14 protein-coding genes and 1 pseudogene are annotated in these 21,362 nt (G+C 62.4%); 7 read left to right on the forward strand and 8 right to left on the reverse strand.

All coding sequences use genetic code 11. From position 1 onward, the window contains the following. Positions 1-12: 12 nt before the first annotated feature. Complete coding sequence (locus Pan44_RS10785; RefSeq protein WP_145030010.1) at positions 13-3,303, forward strand: PAS domain S-box protein; 3,291 nt, start codon at positions 13-15, stop codon at positions 3,301-3,303. A 181-nt stretch (positions 3,304-3,484) separates the two neighbouring features. On the opposite strand, the gene Pan44_RS10790 is transcribed toward Pan44_RS10785, so the two are convergent. Next, the gene (locus Pan44_RS10790) at positions 3,485-4,537 is read right to left on the reverse strand and encodes a 6-phosphofructokinase (protein ID WP_145030012.1); all 1,053 of its coding nucleotides are present in this window, start codon (positions 4,535-4,537) and stop codon (positions 3,485-3,487) included. 263 nt (positions 4,538-4,800) lie between these two features. Here Pan44_RS10790 and Pan44_RS10795 point away from each other — a divergent pair, with 263 nt between their 5' ends. Next, a complete protein-coding gene (locus Pan44_RS10795) occupies positions 4,801-5,904 on the forward strand; it encodes a hypothetical protein (RefSeq protein WP_390620642.1) in 1,104 nt (367 codons plus the stop codon). A 1,106-nt stretch (positions 5,905-7,010) separates the two neighbouring features. Continuing rightward, positions 7,011-7,787, forward strand: coding sequence for a hypothetical protein (locus Pan44_RS10800; RefSeq protein ID WP_145030017.1), 777 nt, complete (start codon positions 7,011-7,013; stop codon positions 7,785-7,787). A 97-nt stretch (positions 7,788-7,884) separates the two neighbouring features. Here the strand turns inward: Pan44_RS10800 and Pan44_RS10805 are convergent, their stop codons facing one another. The 4 genes and pseudogenes from Pan44_RS10805 to Pan44_RS10820 all read right to left on the reverse strand — a co-directional run. Further along, positions 7,885-8,475, reverse strand: a complete 591-nt coding sequence (locus tag Pan44_RS10805) for an REP-associated tyrosine transposase (protein ID WP_145030019.1) — start codon at positions 8,473-8,475, stop codon at positions 7,885-7,887. Between the two features lie 282 nt (positions 8,476-8,757). Beyond that, the gene (locus Pan44_RS10810; protein ID WP_145030020.1) at positions 8,758-9,168 is read right to left on the reverse strand and encodes a DoxX family protein; all 411 of its coding nucleotides are present in this window, start codon (positions 9,166-9,168) and stop codon (positions 8,758-8,760) included. A 245-nt stretch (positions 9,169-9,413) separates the two neighbouring features. Beyond that, a complete protein-coding gene (locus Pan44_RS10815) occupies positions 9,414-10,043 on the reverse strand; it encodes a LysE family translocator (protein WP_145030022.1) in 630 nt (209 codons plus the stop codon). 65 nt (positions 10,044-10,108) lie between these two features. Beyond that, a pseudogene (locus Pan44_RS10820) lies at positions 10,109-10,474 on the reverse strand (DUF1214 domain-containing protein); the annotation flags it as partial. Between the two features lie 402 nt (positions 10,475-10,876). Between Pan44_RS10820 and Pan44_RS10825 the strand changes: the two are divergent. Continuing rightward, positions 10,877-11,668 carry a DUF2314 domain-containing protein gene (locus Pan44_RS10825; RefSeq protein WP_197454009.1) on the forward strand — a complete coding sequence of 264 codons (792 nt, stop codon included), beginning with the start codon at positions 10,877-10,879 and terminating at the stop codon, positions 11,666-11,668. Between the two features lie 16 nt (positions 11,669-11,684). Here the strand turns inward: Pan44_RS10825 and Pan44_RS10830 are convergent, their stop codons facing one another. Next, the gene (locus Pan44_RS10830) at positions 11,685-12,422 is read right to left on the reverse strand and encodes a hypothetical protein (protein ID WP_145030026.1); all 738 of its coding nucleotides are present in this window, start codon (positions 12,420-12,422) and stop codon (positions 11,685-11,687) included. Between the two features lie 1,720 nt (positions 12,423-14,142). Between Pan44_RS10830 and Pan44_RS10835 the strand changes: the two genes are divergently transcribed. Further along, entirely contained in the window at positions 14,143-14,763 is a 621-nt protein-coding gene (locus Pan44_RS10835) for a hypothetical protein (protein ID WP_145030028.1), read from the forward strand. Between the two features lie 412 nt (positions 14,764-15,175). Here Pan44_RS10835 and Pan44_RS10840 read toward each other — a convergent pair whose 3' ends face one another. Next, on the reverse strand, positions 15,176-15,949 hold the full coding sequence (locus Pan44_RS10840; RefSeq protein WP_145030030.1) for a peptidoglycan-binding protein: 774 nt from the start codon (positions 15,947-15,949) through the stop codon (positions 15,176-15,178). Positions 15,950-16,082: 133 nt separating this feature from the next. Continuing rightward, complete coding sequence (locus tag Pan44_RS10845) at positions 16,083-18,491, reverse strand: M1 family metallopeptidase (RefSeq protein WP_145030032.1); 2,409 nt, start codon at positions 18,489-18,491, stop codon at positions 16,083-16,085. A 239-nt stretch (positions 18,492-18,730) separates the two neighbouring features. Between Pan44_RS10845 and Pan44_RS10850 the strand changes: the two genes are divergently transcribed. After that, the gene (locus tag Pan44_RS10850; protein ID WP_145035004.1) at positions 18,731-19,183 is read left to right on the forward strand and encodes an RbsD/FucU family protein; all 453 of its coding nucleotides are present in this window, start codon (positions 18,731-18,733) and stop codon (positions 19,181-19,183) included. A 75-nt stretch (positions 19,184-19,258) separates the two neighbouring features. Then, positions 19,259-21,322, forward strand: coding sequence for an alpha/beta hydrolase fold domain-containing protein (locus tag Pan44_RS10855; protein ID WP_145030034.1), 2,064 nt, complete (start codon positions 19,259-19,261; stop codon positions 21,320-21,322). Positions 21,323-21,362 lie beyond the last annotated feature (40 nt).

Below are 21,362 nucleotides of genomic sequence, written 5' to 3' on the forward strand. Positions count from 1 at the left end.
GGTAGACGGTGCATGCCCGAGTCGCTTGAACCCCGTCCAGAAAGGTCGGTCGATCGACAATTCGCACCGCAGGCCAGGATCCTCGTTGTCGACGACAACCGCGCCAATCGCCTGGCTCTCGCCGCGATGCTGGAAGAACTCGACCGCCCGCTCATCGAGGCGAACTCTGGTCTGGAGGCCCTCGCCAAGGCCGAATCCGACGACTTCTCCGTCATCCTGCTCGATGTCCGAATGCCCGGGCTTGATGGCTTCGAGACGGCGAGGAGGATCCGCCTGTTGCCCCGGCACCAGCGCACGCCGATCATTTTTCTGACCGCCCAGGAGACCGACCGCGAACAGGTGGAAGCGGGATATGCGCTGGGCGCCGTCGATTTCCTTCAGAAGCCGCTGCTGGCATTCGTCCTCCGCGAGAAAGTCCGGCGGCTCGCGGAAATCGACGAAGAGAAACGGAGCACGAGAGACGAGGCGGAGCAGTTACGGATGCTCGTGCAGGGCGCGCGGGACCACGCGATCTTCATGCTCGATCCCCAGGGACTCGTCGCGACGTGGAACCCGGGGGCGCAGCGTCTGAAAGGCTACTCTGCGGACGAAATCATCGGGCAGCATTTCTCCCGCTTCTACCAGGACGCGGACATTCAGAGAGGATGGCCGGCACGGGAACTGGAAATAGCGCGGGCCGAAGGACGCCTCGAAGACGAAGGCTGGCGTCTGCGTAAGGACGGCAGCCGCTTCTGGGCCAACGTCGTGATCACGCCGCTCTACGACGACGCCGGAACGTTTCGCGGGTTCTCCAAGATCACGCGCGACCTGACCGCGCGCAAGATGGCCGAGGAAAACGAACGCCGGCTCCTGGCCGAGCAGACGGCGCGGCGCGTCGCGGAAGAGGACGCCCGCGTGCTCCAGGAGCAGAAAGAACGACTGCGCGTCACGCTTGCCAGCATCGGCGATGCCGTGATCAGCACGGACGCCGGTTGCCGCGTCGAGTTCCTCAATCCCGTCGCCGAGAAACTGCTGGGATGGACAAACGCGGAGGCCGTCGGCCAGCCATTGGTCAATGTCTTCCGGATTATCGATGAGTGGACGCGCGAGCCGGCCGAGAATCCCGCACAGCGCGCCCTGGCCGATGGAACGATCGTCAGCCTCGCCAACTACACGATCCTCGTCGCGAAGGACGGGGCCGAGCGTCGAATCGATGATTCGGCCGCCCCGATTCGCGATGCCGACGGCGGCGTCATCGGCTGTGTGCTGGTCTTCCGTGACGTGGATGAGCAACGCCAGACGGAGCGCTACCGGAATACCCGCCTGGCCATCACGCAGTTCCTGAACCAGTCCCCCTCGATCGACGTCGCCTGCGCCGGCACGCTGGAGCGGATCTGCGACGACTTGAACTGGGAGGCCGGATTCTTCTGGGCCCCCAATGGAGATCCGGGACTTCTCCGCTGCCGTTACAGCTGGCGCCACACGGACGGCGACATTCACGAGTTCGAGAACGCAAGCCGCGGCGCCGCGTTCGAACCGGGAGAAAGCCTGCCGGGGAGCGTCTGGCAATCGGGGCAGCCTGCCTGGATCCATGAAATCAGTGACGATCCGGGTTTCGTCCGACGTGCGGCCGCGATCAACGCTGGCCTGCGAAGCAGCTTCGCCTGTCCGATCCGCTCTAGGGATCGCACGATCGCCGTCATTGAATTCTTCTCCAGACGCTCGCGGCCGAAGGATGCCAACCTGCTCGAAGTGATCGGGACTATCGCGGGCACTCTCGGCCAGTTCATTGAACGAATTGAAGCCGAAAATCAGTTGCGGGAAAGTCAGGCCCGCCTGCAGGCCGTTCTCGACCATGCGCCTGCGATGATCTACCTCGTCGATGCTGACGACCGGTTCCTGCTCATCAATCGCCGGTGGCGCGATGTCCTGGGACTGACGAACGAGCAGGTGGCGGGCCGCAAGCTGGATGAGTTCTTTCCCCCGGAGATCGTCGAACAGTTTTCCGCCAACAACCGGAAGGTCCTCGCGACTGAACAACCCGCCGAGTTTGAAGAGTCGGTAATTCAGGACGGCAGGCTGCGGACGTATATCTCGATCAAGGCCCCGTTCCGTTATGGCGCCGCCCAGTCGCTCGCGGTATGTGGCATCTCGACCGACATCACGGAACGGAAGCAGGCGGAGGAATCGCTCCGGCAGGCCGATCGACTGAAAGACGAATTTCTGGCGACGCTCGCACACGAACTGCGGAATCCCCTGGCCCCGATTCGAAACTCACTGCAGCTTCTCAAGATTGCCGACCTCGACCTTGAGACCGGAGTCTGGGCCCGCGAAGTGATCGAGCGACAGGTCGACCACCTGGTTCGCCTCGTTGACGATCTGCTCGACGTGTCCCGCGTCACGCGCGGAAAGATCGGGCTCAGGCCGCAGCCGATCGAACTCGGCGACGTCATCGCGAGCGCGGTGGAGACGGTCCAGCCCCTGATCGCTTTACAGCACCACCGACTGGCGGTTGAGATCGCTTCCGGATCTCTCAAAGTGAACGCTGATCCGACGCGGATGACGCAGGTCTTCGGCAACCTGCTGACGAACGCGGCCAAGTACACAGACGAGAGCGGCGAGATCTCCGTCGACGTGCGGGAGGTCGTGGGACAGGCGGTGGTCACCGTCCGCGACAACGGCATTGGAATCGCGCCGGATGTCCTGCCACATGTCTTTGACCTGTTCGTCCAGGCGCAGAATCCGTCCACGAAGGCCCAGGGAGGGTTGGGGGTCGGGCTGACGCTCGTGAAGAACCTGGTGGAGCTGCACGGCGGCAGCGTCGCCGCCCGTAGCGCCGGGCTTGGGCAGGGCTCAGAATTCGTCGTGATGCTGCCGCTCATGTCGGCGACCGATATTGCCGCGGTTTCGCTGGTGGACGCCCAACCTGTTCCCAGGCGGACTGCTTCGCGACTCCGGATTCTTGTCGTTGACGACAACCTCGATGCGGCGACGACCCTGGCGACCTTGCTGCAGAGGCAGGGGCATGATGTCGGGGTGGCGCATGATGGTCTCGCGGCTCTGGACATCGTCGCGAGCGACCCGCCCGACCTGGTATTTCTGGATATCGGCATGCCCGCGATGGACGGCCACGAAGTGGCCGCGCGTATCCGCAGCACCCCGGGGCTCGAGAAAGTGGTCCTCGTGGCCCTGACCGGCTGGGGCCAGGAAGGGGACCGCCGCCGAACGCGGGACGCAGGCTTCGACCACCACTTCGTGAAACCCCCGGAGCCGCGGGCCGTCGAAACCCTGATCGATGAACTCGCCGCCCGCCGCGGTGGATGACGATCGCTCCCGGGCCACACCTCCGGCCCGTTCCGGCAACGATGTCGCGAACGTTGTCGTGGATGTTCTCTTGCCGCTCCCGAGGCGTTGAGCCCCATTCGCCCGGAGAACTTCGACATCAACAAAACAGGCCCGCGCGACTGCGCGGGCCTGTCGATCGTTCAGCATTCAACCGCTGAAATCAGCGGAGGAATTCGCTCGCTTCGTCGAGGAACTCTTCCGGCAGCGTCCGCATCTGGCCGACGGCTTCCGCCAAAGGCACGGCAACGATCTTCAGGCCGCGAAGCGCGACCATCTTGCCGAAGTCCTTCTTCAGGGCCAGCCGGCCAGCGTGGATGCCCAGCCGCGTCCCGAGGACACGGTCGTAGGCGCTCGGCGAACCGCCGCGCTGCAGGTGTCCCAGCACCACTTCGCGGGTTTCGATGCCGGTCTTCGACTTGATCAGGTCGGCGACCTGCTTGCCGATGCCACCCAGCTGGATGTGCCCGAAGTCGTCCTTCTTGCCGGTCTGGCTGAGGTCGACCGTCTTGACGTTGCCGTTCGCATCCTTGTAGTTGATGGTCGCCCCTTCGCTGACGAGCACCATCCCATACTTCTTGCCCGCTTCGCGGCGGCGCTTCAGCAGCTCGCACACATCGTCCAGCAGCGTCGGCCGCTCCGGAACCATAAAGGCGTCAGCCGAGTTGGCGATGCCGGAGAACGCCGTGATCCAGCCGGCGTGACGGCCCATGCACTCGACCACCATCACGCGGCGGTGCGATTCGGCCGTCGTGCGGAGCTTGTCCACGGCGTCCATCACCGTGTTCAGGCACGTGTCGAAACCGAACGTGAAGTCCGTGCTCGAAAGATCGTTGTCGATCGTCTTCGGAACGCCGATGGTGTTGAACTTGTAGTCGCTGTACAGCTTGCTCGCGACGCCCAGGGTGTCGTCGCCGCCGATGGCCACCAGGGCATCGAGGCCGAGTTCCTTGAAGTTGGAGAGGATCTTTTCGACCAGCGCAGGATCCTTGTAAGGATTCGTCCGCGACGAGCCGAGGATCGTCCCCCCCTTGGGCAGGATCTCGTCCGTCTCGCAGGCCTTCAGCGGGGTGAAGTTGCCTTCGATCGCCCCGCGCCAGCCTTCCAGAAAGCCGATCGTCTCGCCGCCGGCGTTCTCGATCGTCCGAACCACTGCACGGATCACCGCATTCAAAGCCGGACAATCGCCGCCGCCGGTCAACAACGCAACTTTCATTGGAACTCGCTCCTAAACTCAGGGCCGCACAGAACGCACTCTCGCGGCAGAAGCCCGGATCGTATTTCCGGGACAGGACCGCTTCAAGGAATCGCTCGCAGGCGATGTCAGACATCGCTCGGATCGCAGCCGACTGCCCCCCCGCCCCCCGGCCTCGGCCAGGGGGCGTCAATTGACTCAGGCGGCGTCAGAAATGACAAATTGATGTTCCCGCCTACGCTTGGGAAACGAGGCCGCCGGCCTGTCCTGCCTTCTCAGAAAGTCTGCCTGTGTCGATTCCTCTCGAACAACGCATCACGGAAGCCCGCAAACGCCTGGACGAGCACACCGTCCGCACCGTTCACAAGCACTTCCACCCGGAAGACGGAGCCCCGTTCTGGCTCGAAAAGGCCAAAACCTACAACTTCAACCCCCTCACCGACGTCAAGTGCTTCGACGACCTTAAAAAATTCCCCCTCTTTGAAGACGACTGGCTCCGCGGCGGCCCCGTCGACCGCTTCCTCCCCAAAAGCCTGCATGGCGAACCGCGGTTCGTCTTCGAGACCGGCGGCACCACCGGAATCCCCAAGTCCCGTTGCGTCGTCCGCGATCACTGGATCGACTACGAACTCTTCTCCGAAACGCTCCCCGACAAGTACTTCCCCAAAGGGGCCAACTGGCTGATGCTCGGCCCCTCCGGCCCCCGCCGGCTGCGGCTGGCCATCGAGCACCTCTGCCAGTTCCGCGGCGGCATCTGCTTCTGCATCGATCTCGATCCCCGCTGGGTCGTGAAGCTGATCAAGAAGGGAGACATCGCCGGCGCGAAGGCCTATGCCGACCATGCCATCGACCAGGCGACGACCATCCTCTCGGCCGGCCACGACATCAAGTGCGCCTTCGCGACCCCCAAGTTGCTCGAGGCCCTCTGCCTTCGGCTCGTCGATAACGGGTCGAGCATCGAAGAGGCCGGCCTGACCGGCATCTTCTGTGGCGGCACGGAAATGACGGCCCAGTGGATGCGGTTCGCCAAGGAAGAACTCCTCGGCGACAACGTCTACATCGCCCCGACCTACGGCAACACGCTGATGGGCCTGGCCTGCGGCAAGCCGGTGTCGAAGGAAGAGAACTACAAGATCAGCTACTACGCCCCGCAGCCGCGGGCGGTGACCGAGATCGTCGACTTCAAGGACTACAACAAGACCGTCGAGTACGGCGGGACCGGACGCGTGAAGCTGTACACGCTGACCGATGAGCTGTTCATCCCCGGCTTCATGGAGCGGGACGAGGGAGAACGCGAGAGGCCGTATGAGCAGTTCCCGTGGGAGGGCGTGAGCGGTACGCGGCCGTTCCATGAGTTCGCGAAGACGACGACGGTGGGGGTTTATTGAGAGTTTCGATTCAGCAGTGGCCCAGGGGGTGTGACCCTTGGGCTTTTTTTTTGTTGCGCCGTGCAGGAAGTTCACCACGGAGCCACGGAGAACACGGAGCCACGGAGAACACGGAGACGCACGGAGGGGAGGGGCGTCGCGGTGTGTCTGGCGCGTGGGGGAGAGGAGATTCACCGCTGAGACGCGGAGAGCAGAAGGGAAGGAAGGAAAGGAAGAGGGGATGTGATGGGTGGTGGGCTCGGCAATGGGTGGCACTGGCTGCAAGCAGACCAGTGCCACCCAGATTCGGCTTTCAGTGGCACCCGGCGCGTCAGAAACAGGAACCGCCGGTGCGGCCGCCGCAGATGGCCGAGCTGACGCCGAAACTTCGACTCAAAGGCCAGGCTTTGCTCGATGCCTCGTAGAAATCGTGGACGGCGTTGCGTGCCACCTGAACAGGTGGTCTGCGTCCCGGGGCCGATCGCAATGGATTTCGAGTGAGCGACGGCAATAGCTGCAGGTTAAGTCTGATCGTCGGCCCGTCTCGTTCTGCCACCACTCACAGCACAATGCGAACATCATTCTCCGAGTCGCATTACAAAATAGGGGGTCTGCGTCGACGAACCTGGGCCGGTTGTTCGGACTGCTCTTAAGAGTCCGCTTGTGTCGAATGAACGAATGCGTCGGGAGTTGGACAACTCGCAAGCGACGGAGGTTGGGAAATGTGGCGGGCTATAGCGATTGCGTTGATGTGTTGGGGGACGGGCTGCACACACCATCAACTCAGGTACGACACCATTCACCAGGCGGACACGCTGAACGATATCTATCGTCGACAAGTGCTCGACAACCTGGCCCTGTTCGTTGTCGATCCCTATGCTGTGCCTCACTTCGCGGTTCCCAACGGCGGGACGTCGTCAGTCTCGGACACTGGAAACGCCTCGGTCAGTGCGCTGAACTCTTTTCGGAAGGTGGCTGGACTTTCCGGGAGCCGTAACATCCAGGAATCATGGGCCCTCAATCCCATTCGCCATCCTGACAAGCTTCGCCGCATGCGATGCGCGTTTCAACGGGCGGTGGGAGTCTGTGATCCGTGCACCGATTGCTGCCGACTGGAGAAGCAGTTCTTGGGCAAGACCGGAAACCAGAAAATCGCCGTCTGGGACAAGACGAAGAACGAGCCTGTCTTGCTAGATGGACGGCCGGTACTCGACCCGCTGACGAACCTGCCGTTTGTCGATGAGGGCGGCAACTCGCTGACTGATCCGAGGACCGGCCAGCCCTACAAGGTCGATCCGGACACGGGGTGCGTGACGATCCCGGCGTACGACTGCAACGGGCCCTGCACCATCAAGTGCGGCTGGTACTGCCAAGGCAGATTTAAGGATGTCCCGCTGGACTGCCATGACTACATGGGCTGTTATCGCAATACGTATGTCTGGGTCGAGCCGCAGTATCGCCATGAGTTGGCCAAGCTTGTCCTCGCCATTTTGGACTATGCGGAGAAGGATCCGCCATCAAAGCCTACAAAGGATGTCACGCTGCTGGTCAACCGCCGCGGCGAGATCGCCAGCAGCCCGCTGGACGCCATCGGCATCGTGCAATCGACGATCACAATCGGGGATGCCAACGAGCGGATCCTCCGCGTTGACCCGCTCCCTTGCGAAAAACCTCCGGCCAGTGCCGGCGAGATCAACAAAGGCCGCACGGTGGACACTCAGCTGAATTCGACGGAAAGTCGGACTGCCGATAAGGAACGCGCGGAATGGATAGAAGCCCGTCAACGCTTACAGGACCTAGCTCCGCTCGCGCCCACCCAAAGTCCAAGTGCTGAGTCGGCGACGGGAGCGTCAGCCTTGTATGAGCGAATGCTGCTCGACGCGCTGGCTCCATCGACTCGCTAGGCCAGAAGTGCCACGTGGGGACTCACTTCCGGCGGGTGGCACTGGTCTGCTTGCAGCCAGTGGCAAGCGTTGCCGAGCCACTCTACTCCACACACTCTTACCCGAACGCCTCCGGTGGGAGGCCATGAATCGTCGGCAGTTCCGGGTCGACAATCCTCTTGTCTGACTCATACCACCGGGCACTCGACCACTTCCATTCCCCAGGCCGGGCGACGAGGCCGGCGCGGACCGGGTTTGCGTGGATGTAGTCGATCGATCCCAGCAGGCTCTTCTCCGTTCTCAGGTTGCGATCGTAACCGGCCCCCTCCTGCCAAAACCGGAAGGCCGGTTTCCCCGGTCGTTCCAGGACCGTCAACTCGTGCAGCAGAGGACTTTTCTCCGCGATCAACATCTGTTTCACGCGGTAGGAGAACGGCCGCTTGATGGCCGACAGGAGCACGTCCAGATCGGGAAGCTCACCGGGTCTGACTTCGGTGGGGAAGACCAGCAGATGCACATGGTTCGTCATCAGGACGAACGCGACGAGCCGGTACTTATGGTTCGCGATGGCCCGGTCGATCGACTGGCAGAGCATCTGGCGCCAGTCGTCGCGTGTCAGCAGTTCGAGTTGCCGATAGTTCGAGAATGTGAGCTCGTGAACGTCGCCCGGCTCGTGAAATCGCCTGAGCTGCTTGCGATGGCCCTGCATTCAATGACGGTACTCAACGGAGGGCTGCCTCGGCAACGTTTGGCACTGGCTGCAAGCAGACCAGTGGCACCCAGATTCACCGGGTACCGCCGGTTGCTGTGCAACTGGTCGTGTAGCACGCCCTGACTGACGTCAGGAAGGAAGGGCGTGGCGAGAGTTGCCGAGCGAGCAAGGCTGCCCAGGCCGAAGATCAGGCCGTCTCCATTTCTGTCGGGCCCGTGTCGTGGCGAAGTCGTCGTGGCACGCGGCCACGCCCTTCGCAGGGCGTGCCACTCAACCCGCTCACGTGCCGGCTGCGCCGGCGGAGGGGGTTGCGGAGGGTTCCTGGCCAAAGAGCAGTCGGAAGATCGCCGGGCGGCGCAGTGCCAGGCCCAGCCACATCAGCACGCCGATGATGATCGGAAAGAACCAGGTGTCGTTGACGCGGAGGTGGGTCCAGACGGCGCCGCCGAGGTAGGCCGTCGTCAGAATCGCGCCGAGAAATGCCGTGCGGGGAATCAGATAGAGCACCGCGACTGCGACTTCGATGACGCCCAGGGTCGTCAGGAGATCGAGCGGGATCTGCAGCTTCGACATGATGTCGGCCTTGCCAGGGAAGTCGAAGAACTTGGGAACTCCGCTGGCTCCGATGAGGAAGAGGCCGACCAGTGCGGTCAAGATCCATCCGGTGATGCGTTGTGCTTTCGTGGGCATGTCTGGGCTCCGGGGCGATTTGCAGGTGTTCGGTGTCTGAAATGAGTCGTGTGTTCGCTGATGCGACGATCGGCCGTCGCCGGAATCGACACGTCATTTCAGAGATTTGCTGAAACCCGGGTAACACCGCGTTGCTGTGCAACCGGTGCGGCGAAGCCGCAAGAGGTTTCGCACGGGGAGGCTGTCCATCCCCGTGAAGTGACGTGAATCGGACCTTGCCCCAGCAACCTATTTTGGGCCCCCCTTCACGCCTGTCGCGCCAGCCCCAGCCGAATTCCCAGCAGGATGAAGAACCCGCCGATCGTGCGGTTCAGCCACATTCCCGTCCGGCTGCCAAGCTGCAGCGAGCGGGCATGAGAGGATGCCCAGGCCAGGAACAGGCACCAGATCGTGCCGTTGATCGTGAACACCGATCCGAGGAACAGGAACGCCAGCGGCTTGTTGGCCGCCATCGGCTCGATGAACTGCGGCACAAACGCCAGGAAGAACAGCGCGACCTTCGGATTCAGGATGTTCGTCAGGAACCCCTGGGCGAAGACTTTCCGCAGACGCGACGCCAGGGCCGGCGTCCTCGCCCCCCGGGAGCGTTGGCCCGACATCAGGAACATCACCCCGATGTAGATCAGGTAGATCGCCCCGGCGAACTTCACGATGTTGAACGCCATCGCCGAAGTTGCCAGCAGGGCCGACATGCCCAGCGCCGCCGCGGCCACGTGCAGGCAGCATCCGCAGCTGATGCCGAGTGCCGCCACGATCCCCGCTTTCATCCCCTGCGTAACGCTGCGGGTGGTGATGTACAGAGTGTCGGCCCCCGGCGTGATGTTGAGCAGCCAGCTGGACGCGACAAACAGGGCGAGATCGTGGGTACCGAGCATCAGGTGGCGAGACAGCAAAGCGTTGAAGAGGTTCGGATCGGGGCCGAGGATTCTTGCGCGTCAATTCATACCTCCAAGTGGAACAGGCGTTCACTCGCCGGGTGCCATTGAAAGCTTGAATTCTGGTCGAACCAGGGCTCGAGCGGGCCAGAGAGACTCAGAAGTACGAACCAGGCCTTGCCGGACGCGGTCTGGCCCCAGGTCTCTTCCTGGCCAGCTGGTGCCCTGGGGCCGAAGTCGAGGTCCGTCGAACCATCAGCGTTCGTGATCAGCTTGCCCCGCTTGTTGTTCCTGCTCGGGAACGGCTGCGAAGTCTGCAGCTTGGAACGCGTTTGAGGGTCATCCAGCACGACCGACCAGAAGTCCTTCGCCGGGACGTTGGCCGGAAGTCTCATCCGGCAGGTCTTCGCACCGTCCAGCGGCTCTCCCGAAATTGTGACCCCGATTGAGGGGAAGACCTGTGACGACCTGTGACGACCTGTGACGAGACCTGTGACGAGACCTGTGACAGCCGAAAATGGTCTAGTACATTGGTTTTTTCGACCTGTGACATGTGTGACATGTGTGACGAGATCGGTGGTCGTTTTTCACCCCGTTTCGGCGGGTGGTCACGCGTCGGTTTCGAATTGCCAAAGAACGAACTCTCTCTCCTTACAGGTGAGGTTGCGCGGGGCGGGAACTTGTGATGGGTCTGGCGGCGTGAGGTCCGATTTCGACGACTGCGACCCCGAGTCTCCCCCCGCGCCATTTCTGGCCCACGAGGTTCCCTCTAGAATCTCTCAATCGCCGGCCTGGCTTCCGGCCCCCGTGCTGCTCCACCCAGGGCTACTCCCATGAGCGACTCCGAACCCTCCAGAGTCTTCTGGTTCAAGAACGACGCCCCAGAGATGCAGCAGGCGTACGCGAACGCCCGCAAGACCTTCCGCTACTTCTGGCGAGAGCTCTCCTGGGAACGCCGACGAATCGTCCCCGCCCTCGATCTCGCCTGCGTCAAAGCCCCCTTCTCCGACAGCGACGTCGAGGATGCCGAAGTCGAGCATATGTGGCTCTCCGAAATCGATTTCGATGGCCGCACCGTCCGCGGCGTCCTGCTGAACAGTCCCAATGAACTCAAGTCCGTCAGCGAGGGCGACTCCGTTCGCATCCCGCTGACCAACATCACCGACTGGATGTACGCGATCAACGGCGAGGTCTTCGGCGCGTACACGGTCAACCTCATGCGTTCCCGGATGAAGCCCCGCGAACGCAAAGAACATGACGCCGCCTGGGGCCTCGACTTCGGCGACCCCGATTCCATCCGCATCGCTCCCGAACCGAAGAAAGCCGGCTTCCTGAAGAGCCTCTTCGGAGGCAAGCCGCCGGCCGACACGGACGAGCATCCGATGAGCGCGGGCATGGCCGAAGAACTGAAGAAGCAGATCGCGAAAGATCCGTCCTTCGTCTCCACCAAAGATGACAAGGGCTGGACGCTGCTGCACGACGAGGCCCTCGCAGGGAACCTCGCGACGGTCAAGGTCCTGCTCGAAGCCGGCGCCGACAGGAATGTGGTGGCGAAGAACGGAATGACGCCGCTCAAACTCGCCAAATCCCTCGGCTGGGACAAAGTCGCCGCGCTTCTCAAATGACACTCGGCAACGCTCGTCACTGGCTGCAAGCAGACCAGTGCCACCCATGGGATGCTGCCATTGGCACCCGGCGCCGCTGCAGTTCGTTCCACAAGCGAAAGCCCTGGAAGCCAGCATCGCCGACGAGCAGCGATCGCTCCGGAAGATCATCCAGCATCTCGAGCAGATGGTCGCGCTCGCTGCTGCCGGTGTGACCCTGCCGCCAGTCCCAAAGCAAACCCAATCCCATGTGCCACAGGACGGTCAGCCAGACCTGCGGGCCGGCCGGCAATCGTGAGGGTTTCGGTCGCATGGACTTCTGACGTCGACGCCTGGGAGGGCGTTTCTTCGGAGACTGAAAGGCGCGTTCGTTGGCCTGTGTCCGGGAGGCCGCGATACGAGTTCCATCGACAGCCAGCACACACCAGCCCCACAGGCGCTCGTGGCCTCCCTTGAGGGTCTGCATCTGTTTCCGGAAGTGTCGGGTGAGGCGTTCTCGGAAGGTGGGCGTCCAGCGCTGGAGGGCTTTGAGAAAACCCTGGTAGGTGTCGGCCCCGACATTCCGCCAGCCGAGTCGCAGTGCGGTGTCATGAGCGACCGTGAAGCGTCGTGTCAGTTCAGGCTCTTCTCCGATGGCCCACGCCAGCGCGACGCGGAGGAGCGTGAAGAGCGACCAGTTCGAGTTGCCATGTGTGGCAAGGTCCTGGAGCAGATCCTCCTGCAGCAACCGAAAGCAGGATTGCGAAATGCTGCCGGGCCGGTTATTGGCATCCATGCCAGACTCCCCTTGGGTCTGTAAAGACTGCTGTTTGGCGACAGCTGGGAGTCTGGCTCTTTCCTCAAATCCGGCAAAGACTTATCCCGTTTCGTTCACGGCGTTGCGTGCCACCCGACCCGCCAGTACACACCGGCCACGGCATCATACTCGAAGGTTTCGACGAACGGCCTCAGAAGTGTGCTATCTATGGCGCTCATTCCATCGGCAACGGCAGTTGAACGGGTTTTCGAATTGTGCCACCACATGGATGGCTTGAAGACGACGATACGTCGCGGCCAGAGACAACCCGCAATACACGGCGACAGCATAGTTCCACATGAGGTCGCGACTGGCGCCGACGACGCCGAACCAATGCCGGTCATAATGATCGCTGCACCAGGCATCGACTTCCGTATTGAGTGCGGCAGGAGGAGTGACAGGCTCCATATGGAGCCCAAAAGGCACCCCGATGCTGGACATGACGTCCCCCGATGGCACCTTTTTGGTTCCTCGTGGAAAGGTCATAAGCCAATACACATTCTCGCCAGCTGCGCTGCAATGCTCAGGGCTAACCGGGCAGCGGTACTCGACATGTCGCGGGCGGATGATGGAGGGACTTGGAATCGCATACATTCGTAGCACATGAGTACGTAAAGTATGCGCGTCCCCCACGACGGGATCGACCAGCCCCGGGTTCGACCTATGTCCCGTGTCAATACCGACTCGGAGCAAGGAAGAGAGCTGCGGTCCCATTTCGCATGGAATACGTACGATTCCGCCTCCAAGCGTCCCTGACCACGCCTCCGCCTCGATGTGCGTTCCAACCCGAGTGAATCGTTTCGTCGATTCACTCGATGCCGCCGCGCGCTCGATGTCCTGCCATGGCAGTCCAACCGAAAGCCACGAGGGATAAACCAAATAAAACATGTCCGCCGATTCTATGCGTAACATCGCCGTCACATAGGAACTCCCAACATTCCGATGAGGACAGCGGCCGCGACATCTGAAACTAACTGGGACTGGTTGCCCGAGGTACTAGTCGCGGTGCCGGTGGTAGCCGCTCCTCCCAAGATGACGTAGCTGGCAATCGCCGCTACGGCCACTGCCACGCCATTCTCATCCAAATCGTTAGTATTATAGACAACCAGGCCAGGATTTGCCTGCCTCACTCGAATTGACGTCAGCGTAATCGGCAGGTCGGCAGCCCACCCGGGCCGGGTGGCTGTGGTCAGCGTCTCAGAAATCCGTGAATTCGTGGCTGGGGACGCAGCGGAGCGAAGCCCCCAGCCGAACGTTGCCGAGCGCTCCCTGCGACTGGTCGCCCAAGCTGGGGGCAAGTCGCGGGTCGGGTGGCACGCAACGCCGTCCACGATTCTGCTTTCGGCGTAACTTCCGTCTTGGCAAAGAAATCGAGTCTCCGGTAGGGAACGGGTGCTAACGCCTTTCCCCAGGAGACTCGATCATGGCACGGAGGCCATGTCGCGCAGGATATGCGCAGCAGCTCAGGGCTGGAATTGAGGACCTCTGCCCGCCGCGCGCCCGGTGCCATGCTCGCATCGCGCAGTCGGATGAGCATGCGAATATTGCCGAGCGCCGTCGCCCCCAGCTCCGGTGGGGCGCGCGCCGACGGACGCCAGGCAGGATGGGGATGGCGTGGCGGCGCCTGGCGCGTTCCTTGATTCAAACCCCTCGATCGGCCATCACTCCTGACTGACGGTCGCATCAGGAGGACGAAGCGATGGGGTGGTGGAATGTTCTGTTTGGCGGCGGGAAGCCGAGGCGGCTTGAAGAACGACCGGATCGTCTGTGGATGACTGCCGACGCCAGGTTTGAAGGGTTACGCAGTGAAGCCATCGCCCGGTCGACAGGCGGAGCGGACGCAGTGCTGCTGGTCGCGCATTTCCCCGATGTGTTGGCCCGTCTGGACGAGATGGTGGGACAGCGGTCGTGGGCGGTCCCCTGCCGGGCAGTCCCGGCCAGCGACCTGTCGCGGGAACTGGCCTTCGCCGCGAGGCTGGACGAGTCCGCCGTCATCGATCTCCTCGTCGCGGAACGGCATCCGCTCCCCTCAGTGGACGAGGAACTCCTGGAGTTCGCCCGCGGGTTGCCCTGTCGCTGCCGGATGGCCCACGTCCTGTCTCTGGAAGACCCCGTCCTGAAAGCCTTTGCAGGAGACCGGACGCGGGACATCCTGAGACGACTGGGAATGAAAGAGGACGAAGCAATCGAAAGTGCGATGGTCACCCGGCAGATCCGGAAGGCCCAGCAGAAGATCGAGGGCCGGACCTTCGGCAGCCTTCGGGCCGGGTCGGCCGCGGAATGGCTCGCGAAGAACTGCCCCGAACTGGTCCGGGAATAAGGAGTTCCGCCGCGACAACGCTGCGCCTGGAGACACCGGTGCCGCCGCACTGCAGGTCTCTGCACCGCGCAACCCCGTCCGTCAGGGTGAGGAGTTTTGATTCATTGACATCACGCGGCGGATTGCCGCTCGGACACGTGGGGCCGTTCACGCAAAGAAACGTCAGAAATCATTCGCCTTTGGCCCGAAGGATCTCGCCAGAGTGGTCATACCTGTCACACGTGCCGCAACCTCAAACGCTCCTTCTGCTTCCAGCTGTGACACCGATGTCACAGGTCGGTCACAGTTGTCACAGGTCCTCCCGCTGCGGAAACGCCATCAGCGGCCGGCCATGTCGAGCAGCGAAAAACGGGCTGGTTTCCGAGGAAGCCAGCCCGTAGGGAGACCCAGAATGGAAGCCTGGAGATCGCGACTACGGCAGCCGCAGGAAGACGGCCTCGACAGCGCCGGACGTGTCGCGGCCGGAGTGGCTGTTGAGCACATACCAGGTTCGCAGGTTGCGCCAGGTCCCGCCGGGATTCGCCTTGTCGGCGGGATCGAGGACGAGGACTTCGGTGTCTTCGCGCGGCCCGCGGATGCCGATGATGACTGTGATGTGCTTCACGCCGTTGACCCATAAGGGGCCGAATGTCGTCAGCCAGCCGAGGATCGCTTCCGGCGTGGGAGACATGGGAGGGACCATCTCGAATCCCATGTCGTTCGCAAACGCCTTGATCTGGCCGTTCGAGATGCCACCGTCGTCGGTGTAGACCTTCGACCACTTCTCGGACTCGGACGGATCAGGATGCCGCGAATCGGTCATGTTGGTCCGGTTCCGCTTCCACTGGATCAGCATCTGACCGGAGGCGAACCAGCAGGAGTTCGTTTTGTCCTGCGCGATGTAGACGGGGCTGGGAACGGTGTAGGGACCAATCTGCGGTTTCGGGAGCGGCGGCGGAACCGGGAGAGGGCCGGGACCGGGTCCGACGGACGGAGCCGCCGCCAGGGCGGCGCGGGTTTTCGGGCCCACGATGCCGTCGGGAGTGAGGTGGGATTTCGTCTGGAATCCACGGACGGCGGCGCTCGTTTTCGGGCCGAAGATTCCGTCGACCGCCAGAAGCGGCGTCGGCCGGAACTTGGCATTGAGCTGCGTCTGCAGCTCCCGGACGTCAGTGCCCGTTGACCCCATGAGAAGGAGGTTGGCCATGGTCGTTTCTCGAAGAGGGGGGAAAAGACCCACAGTGACGACGCAGTGCTATTGTCCTTGTCGCTTCAGGAATGTTGCGTGGCTTCGGACGAAGACGCCTTGGCTTCTCCGAAGAAGCCAGGCGTCAGGAAGATCAGGGCGTGACATCCGGAGGCGCGGTTTTCTCCTTCGCCAGTTTCTCCTTTGCCTTCCGCTCCTTCTCCAGCGAGTCGTGGAGCGGGTTCTCGATCTTCACCGGCGGCTTGGTGATCTGCAGGTCAGTCTCCTCAATCGAGCGCGGGAAACGGTTGTTCGAGAAGTTGGTGTCGGCCGTTTCGTTGTAGGGATCGACTGTGACGGCCACGACCGGTTTCGGAGCGAGCACCAGGGTCGACAGTTCGCCGTTGGCCAGACGCCAGATCTCCGCCGGATAGCGGCGGATTTCCGAGGTCTGGTCGTTGAATTCGAGCTTCAGGATGACGGGCATCGGCAGCTGGCCGTGGTTCTTGAGCTTCACCTCGTAGATTACCTTGTCGTACTGCAGGGCCTTCTTCTCCGCCGGCGTCAGCCGTTCCATGAACTTCCGGAAGTCTTCAGCCTGCTTGTCAGTCGGAGCATGAGGGTCGAAACCGTCGTAGAAATCTTTCAGTTCGGGAATCCGGTCGATCCGTCGCGGCGCGCCGGCATCGCGTTCCCGGGTGATGCTCGGAGGAAGTTTCGACTCCTTCCGTTTTTCACGTTCGCCGTTCTTCGTCGGATCGCCGTCCTGGATTGTGCGGCGATGGACGGCCACGATCTCCACGTCGCTGGTCGACGTGGAAAAGAACCAGCCCCGCCAGAACCAGTCGAGATCCATGCCGGAGGCGTCTTCCATAGTGCGGAAGAAGTCGGCCGGCTCGGCCCGTTTGTAGGCCCAGCGCCGACAGTATTCCTTGAAGGCCGAATCGAAGAGCGTCCGGCCGAGAATCGTCTCCCGGAGCATCGTCAGCCCGACGGCCGTTTTGAAATAGGCGTTCTGAGGGATGTTCTGGATGTTGTCCGGCTGCGTCATGAGCGGCTGGTGCAGATCGCTCGTGAGGTAGTCGACCACGAACTTCGGCTGAGCCGTCGGAATCTTCGGGTCATCCTTCCAGGTTCGTTCGGCGAATCCCTGAACGAAGGTGTTGAAGCCCTCATCCAGCCACATCCAGTGTCGTTCGTCGCTGTTGACGATCATCGGAAACCAGTTGTGCCCCGTTTCGTGGATGATGACGCGGATGACGCCCCACTTCGTCTTGTCGGTGTACGTGCCGTCTTTCTCGGGACGCGGCGAATTGAAGCTGATCATCGGATACTCCATCCCGCCGCTCGGATGCGACCCGAGGACGGCCGTGGCGTGCGGCCAGGGATAAGGAATGCCGGTGACGGAGGAATAGATTTCGACGGCATGCGCGACTGCGTGAGTGGCGTACCTGTCCCAAAGCGGCATGCCTTCGCGCGGATAGAGCGACTGGCAGATGACGGTTCGGCCATCGAGCGGAACCCCCCAGGCGTCCCAGACGAAAGCCCGCGACGAGGTGAACGCAAAATCGCGGACGTTCTTCGCGGCGAACTTCCAGGTCTTCGTTTCCCTGGAGGGCTTCCGGCGCGACGTTTCGGCTTCATCTTTGGTCACGATCGTCACGGGGGCGCCGGACGTCAGCGACTGCTTGAGCCTCGCTTTCATGTCAGCCGAGAGAACGTCGCCGGGGTTCTGAAGCGCGCCGGTGGCGCCGACAATGTGGTCTGCAGGAACCGTGATGCTGGCTTCGAAGTCGCCGAATTCGAGCGTGAACTCCCCGTAGCGGATTGGCTGTTTGAGACGCCATCCGCCGTAATCGGTGTAGGCACAGAGACGCGGGTAGCAGTAGGCCATCCCGAAGATGGCCGTGCCGTCGTCGAGAACTTCGTGTCCCGAGCGGGTCGGGATGAGCTTGGTGTCGTTGATCAGGTATTCCCAGGCGAGGTCGAACTCGAACACGCCTCCAGCGGGCAGCGGCCTGGGGAGGTCGACTCGCAGCATCCCCTTATTGAGTGTGTGCGAGAGGTCGCCGCCGGTTGTGGCCTTGAGCGAGAGGATCTTCGTGGAACCATCGAATTCGCGGGCGGTCAGCATTCGCCGGAAGTCTTCGACGGTGACCTCGCCGTTGTCTTTCCATGTTTTGGCCAACGCTCCATCGGAGAACGGGGCGGCCTGGTTCGATTCCAGGGCCAGCCAGAGGTAAGTGAGTGTATGCGGGGAATGGTTCTCGTAGGTGACGTGCTCTTTTCCGCGAAGCATTTTCGCGTCTTCATCGATCGTGAGGTCGAGCTTGTAACTGACCTTCTGCTGCCAGTACGCCGGGCCGGGAGCGCCGGACGGCAGGCGCGATTCGGAGGGAGCGGAAAGCAGCGAATCGATCTGGGCGAACGGATCGGGCCCAGGCGAAACTGCGAACGGGCCGGAAGGAGCGTCGGCCGCCAGGGCCGTGGGGCCCGAAGTCATCAGGCCTCCCAGGGCGAGGAGGGCGGTTCCATGAACAATTCGGACAAGCAGGCTGCGCATCACGAGAACCTTCTCCGAATGTCGGCGCAGAACGCCGGCAGAGTGAGAGACCCAGAACGGCTGAAGGGACTGGGGCGCGACCTGTCCCGTGCTCCAGGGCGCGTGGAGCATGGGACGATTGAAGCCGTTCGCCCGACGAGAATCAACGTCGGAAGGGGACGCAGGACTCGATCTGCGCTCGCTGATACATTCTCTTCCAGAATTCGATGTTCCTCTCCGACGCCGGGATGCGCTCCGCCATGCTCAAGCACACGCTGATTCACCCCAAGATCAACGAAGTCCTCGGGCGGGCAGGGCATCATGCGAAGATCCTGATCGCCGACGGCAACTATCCGGCCTCGACGACGCTGGGCCCGAACGCGGAACTGGTCAGCCTGAATCTCACGCCTGGAATCGTGAACTGTGTCGACGTGCTGAAGGCAATCCTGTCGGCAATTCCGATTGAAGTCGTGAACACCATGGGCATCCCCGCAGACGACCCGTACTCGCTGCAGGGGGACCCGCCGATCTGGGCGCAGTATCGCGAGATCCTGGATGACTACAACGTGTCGGCCAAGCTCACTCCGATACCGAAGTGGGACTTCTACAATGCGGTCGCCAGCCGCGAGCATGTGTTGACGATCCAGACGGCCGAACAGGCGCTGTGGGCGAATATCCTGCTGTCCGTCGGAGTGCGGAAGGTGGGAGAGTAGCCCCCTGGAACGCGGATGCGATGTGGACTTTCTTGTGTCGTGAACGTGCCTGAATGAAATCCGAGAGGAATTGCCGTGCGAGCTTTCCTTCCGCTGCTGGTCGTGATGTCGCTGCTCGCGGGCGACGTCCGCGGGGCTGAACCGACGTCCAGAGTTTTCGTCTACAAGCATTCGGCCGAAGAGCCTCGTGAGATCGAGGTGTTCTTTCCGCCTGCGCATGAGCCGGCGAAGGCCAAAGTCCCCGGGATGGTGCTGTTTCACGGTGGAGCATGGACGGGCGGGACGCGCAGGCAGTTCCTCCGGGCGTGTGAATACTTCGCCAGTCGGGGGCTGGTGACGGCGACCGTCGACTACCGCAAGCTGACCAAAGCCGAGGCGAGAGCGGCGGCGACTGGAGAGAAAAAGCGGGTGTGTATCACCGATGCGAAGTCGGCCATCCGGTGGTTCAAGTCAAACGCGACAATGCTGGGGATTGATCCGGCTCGCGTGATCACCGGCGGGGGCTCGGCCGGCGGGCACATCAGCATTCTCGCGACGACGAACCCGGGACTGAATGATCCGGCAGATCCTCTGGACGTCAGCACGTCCGTCGTGGCCTACGTGCTGTTCAATCCGGCATTCACCGCGGAAGACCAGGCCGACCCGGAGATCGACGCACTGCAGCATGTCGGACGGAATCTCGCTCCGGCCATTGCGTTCTTCGGCACGAAAGACACCTGGAAGCCGGGCTGGGATGCCGCTGCACAGAAGCTCAAGGATGTCGGAAACAAGACTACGGAAGTACAGCTCGCCGAAGGAATGCCCCATGGCTTCTTCAATAAGGACCCGTGGCAGGCAGTGACCCTGATCGCGGCCGATCGTTTCCTCGTGCGTCAGGGTTTGCTGCAGGGGGAACCCACTTTGACAGCGCCTGAGACCGGGGAACGACTCGTCGTGACGGCGGACGCGGTGAAACAGGTCGGCCCGTGGAATCTCACGGCGTTGAAACAGACGCCGGAGATGCGCTGGGTCTCGCAGGACGGGCCGGTCCATTCCCTGCTCTATCGCGGCGAGCCGTTCCAGGGGCGCGACACGGAGGTCTTCGCGTTCTATGCCTCGCCTGCGACTCTGCGGACCGCGAAGGCCGGAGAGCGGTTCCCGGGAGTGGTCCTGATTCATGGCGGGGGCGGGACGGCGTTCGCCGAGTGGACCTGGTTGTGGGCAAAGCGGGGCTACGCCGCGATCGCGATGGATCTCTCAGGCAGCCGGCCGAACGCCCCGGCCTTCGAGGCGGATGGAACTCCAGTCAGGAACCAGACCGCCAGGTCCGACACACGGACGCGGCTTGAGAACGGCGGACCGTTTCACGGGCATCCTGAAAAGTTCGACAGCATCGGCGGCGACGTTTCGGATGACTGGCCGTATCACGCGGCGGCGAGCGTCATCCGGGCGCATTCGCTGTTGAGGTCGTTTCCCGAAGTGATTGCGGACCGAACTGCGGTGACCGGCATCAGTTGGGGCGGTTATACGACCTGCCTCGTCGCCTCGCTGGATGATCGCTTCAAGGCGGCGGTTCCAGTTTACGGCTGCGGGTTCCTTCATGAAGGGGAGTCGGTCCAGAAGCCGTCGATCGACAAACTCGGCGACCGTCGGAAGGAATGGGTCCAGGCGTACGATCCCTCGAGTCTGCTGCTTCGCTGCCGGATTCCCATTCTGTTCGTGAACGGTACGAACGACGTTCACTATCCGCTCGACAGCTACCAGAAGAGCTTCGACGTCGTACCTGGGCCGAAGCAGATGCGGATCGAGGTGAACATGCAGCATGGGCATCCCCCTGGATGGGCGCCGGAAGAGATTGGCCTGTTCGTCGATTCGTTCTGCCGAGATGAGAAAGCCCTTCCCGTGCCGGGCGAGATCCAGGTTGAAGGGGATGTCGTTCGCCAGAGCTACTCCAGCGACGTTCCCCTGAAATCGGCCGCCCTGCATTACACGACGGACGACGGACTGCGTTCGAGCCGGACCTGGAAGACCATTCCGGCTGAAATCGGGACCGGGGTGGTCACGGCGCCGAGGCCGCCCGCCGAAGCGAACACGTGGTTTCTGGAGCTGCGTGACGAGCGCGGAGCAATGGTCAGCTCGACCATCCAGTTTCGCCGCTGAACACCCGCAATTCGCCGATATGCTGGAAGCTCCCGCCGCA

The sequence above is a fragment of the Caulifigura coniformis genome, assembly GCF_007745175.1.
Lineage (GTDB): Bacteria > Planctomycetota > Planctomycetia > Planctomycetales > Planctomycetaceae > Caulifigura > Caulifigura coniformis.

Excerpts from the sequence above, each read along its gene's own strand:
- Pan44_RS10785 (WP_145030010.1), top strand. The coding sequence starts at position 13 with ATGCCCGAGTCGCTTGAACCCCGTCCAGAAAGGTCGGTCGATCGACAA.
- Pan44_RS10790 (WP_145030012.1), bottom strand. The coding sequence starts at position 4,537 with ATGAAAGTTGCGTTGTTGACCGGCGGCGGCGATTGTCCGGCTTTGAAT.
- Pan44_RS10825 (WP_197454009.1), top strand. The coding sequence starts at position 10,877 with ATGAGCGACTCCGAACCCTCCAGAGTCTTCTGGTTCAAGAACGACGCC.
- Pan44_RS10840 (WP_145030030.1), bottom strand. The coding sequence starts at position 15,949 with ATGGCCAACCTCCTTCTCATGGGGTCAACGGGCACTGACGTCCGGGAG.
- Pan44_RS10845 (WP_145030032.1), bottom strand. The coding sequence starts at position 18,491 with ATGCGCAGCCTGCTTGTCCGAATTGTTCATGGAACCGCCCTCCTCGCC.
- Pan44_RS10810 (WP_145030020.1), bottom strand. The coding sequence starts at position 9,168 with ATGCCCACGAAAGCACAACGCATCACCGGATGGATCTTGACCGCACTG.
- Pan44_RS10805 (WP_145030019.1), bottom strand. The coding sequence starts at position 8,475 with ATGCAGGGCCATCGCAAGCAGCTCAGGCGATTTCACGAGCCGGGCGAC.
- Pan44_RS10835 (WP_145030028.1), top strand. The coding sequence starts at position 14,143 with ATGGGGTGGTGGAATGTTCTGTTTGGCGGCGGGAAGCCGAGGCGGCTT.
- Pan44_RS10815 (WP_145030022.1), bottom strand. The coding sequence starts at position 10,043 with ATGCTCGGTACCCACGATCTCGCCCTGTTTGTCGCGTCCAGCTGGCTG.
- Pan44_RS10850 (WP_145035004.1), top strand. The coding sequence starts at position 18,731 with ATGCTCAAGCACACGCTGATTCACCCCAAGATCAACGAAGTCCTCGGG.
- Pan44_RS10830 (WP_145030026.1), bottom strand. The coding sequence starts at position 12,422 with ATGGATGCCAATAACCGGCCCGGCAGCATTTCGCAATCCTGCTTTCGG.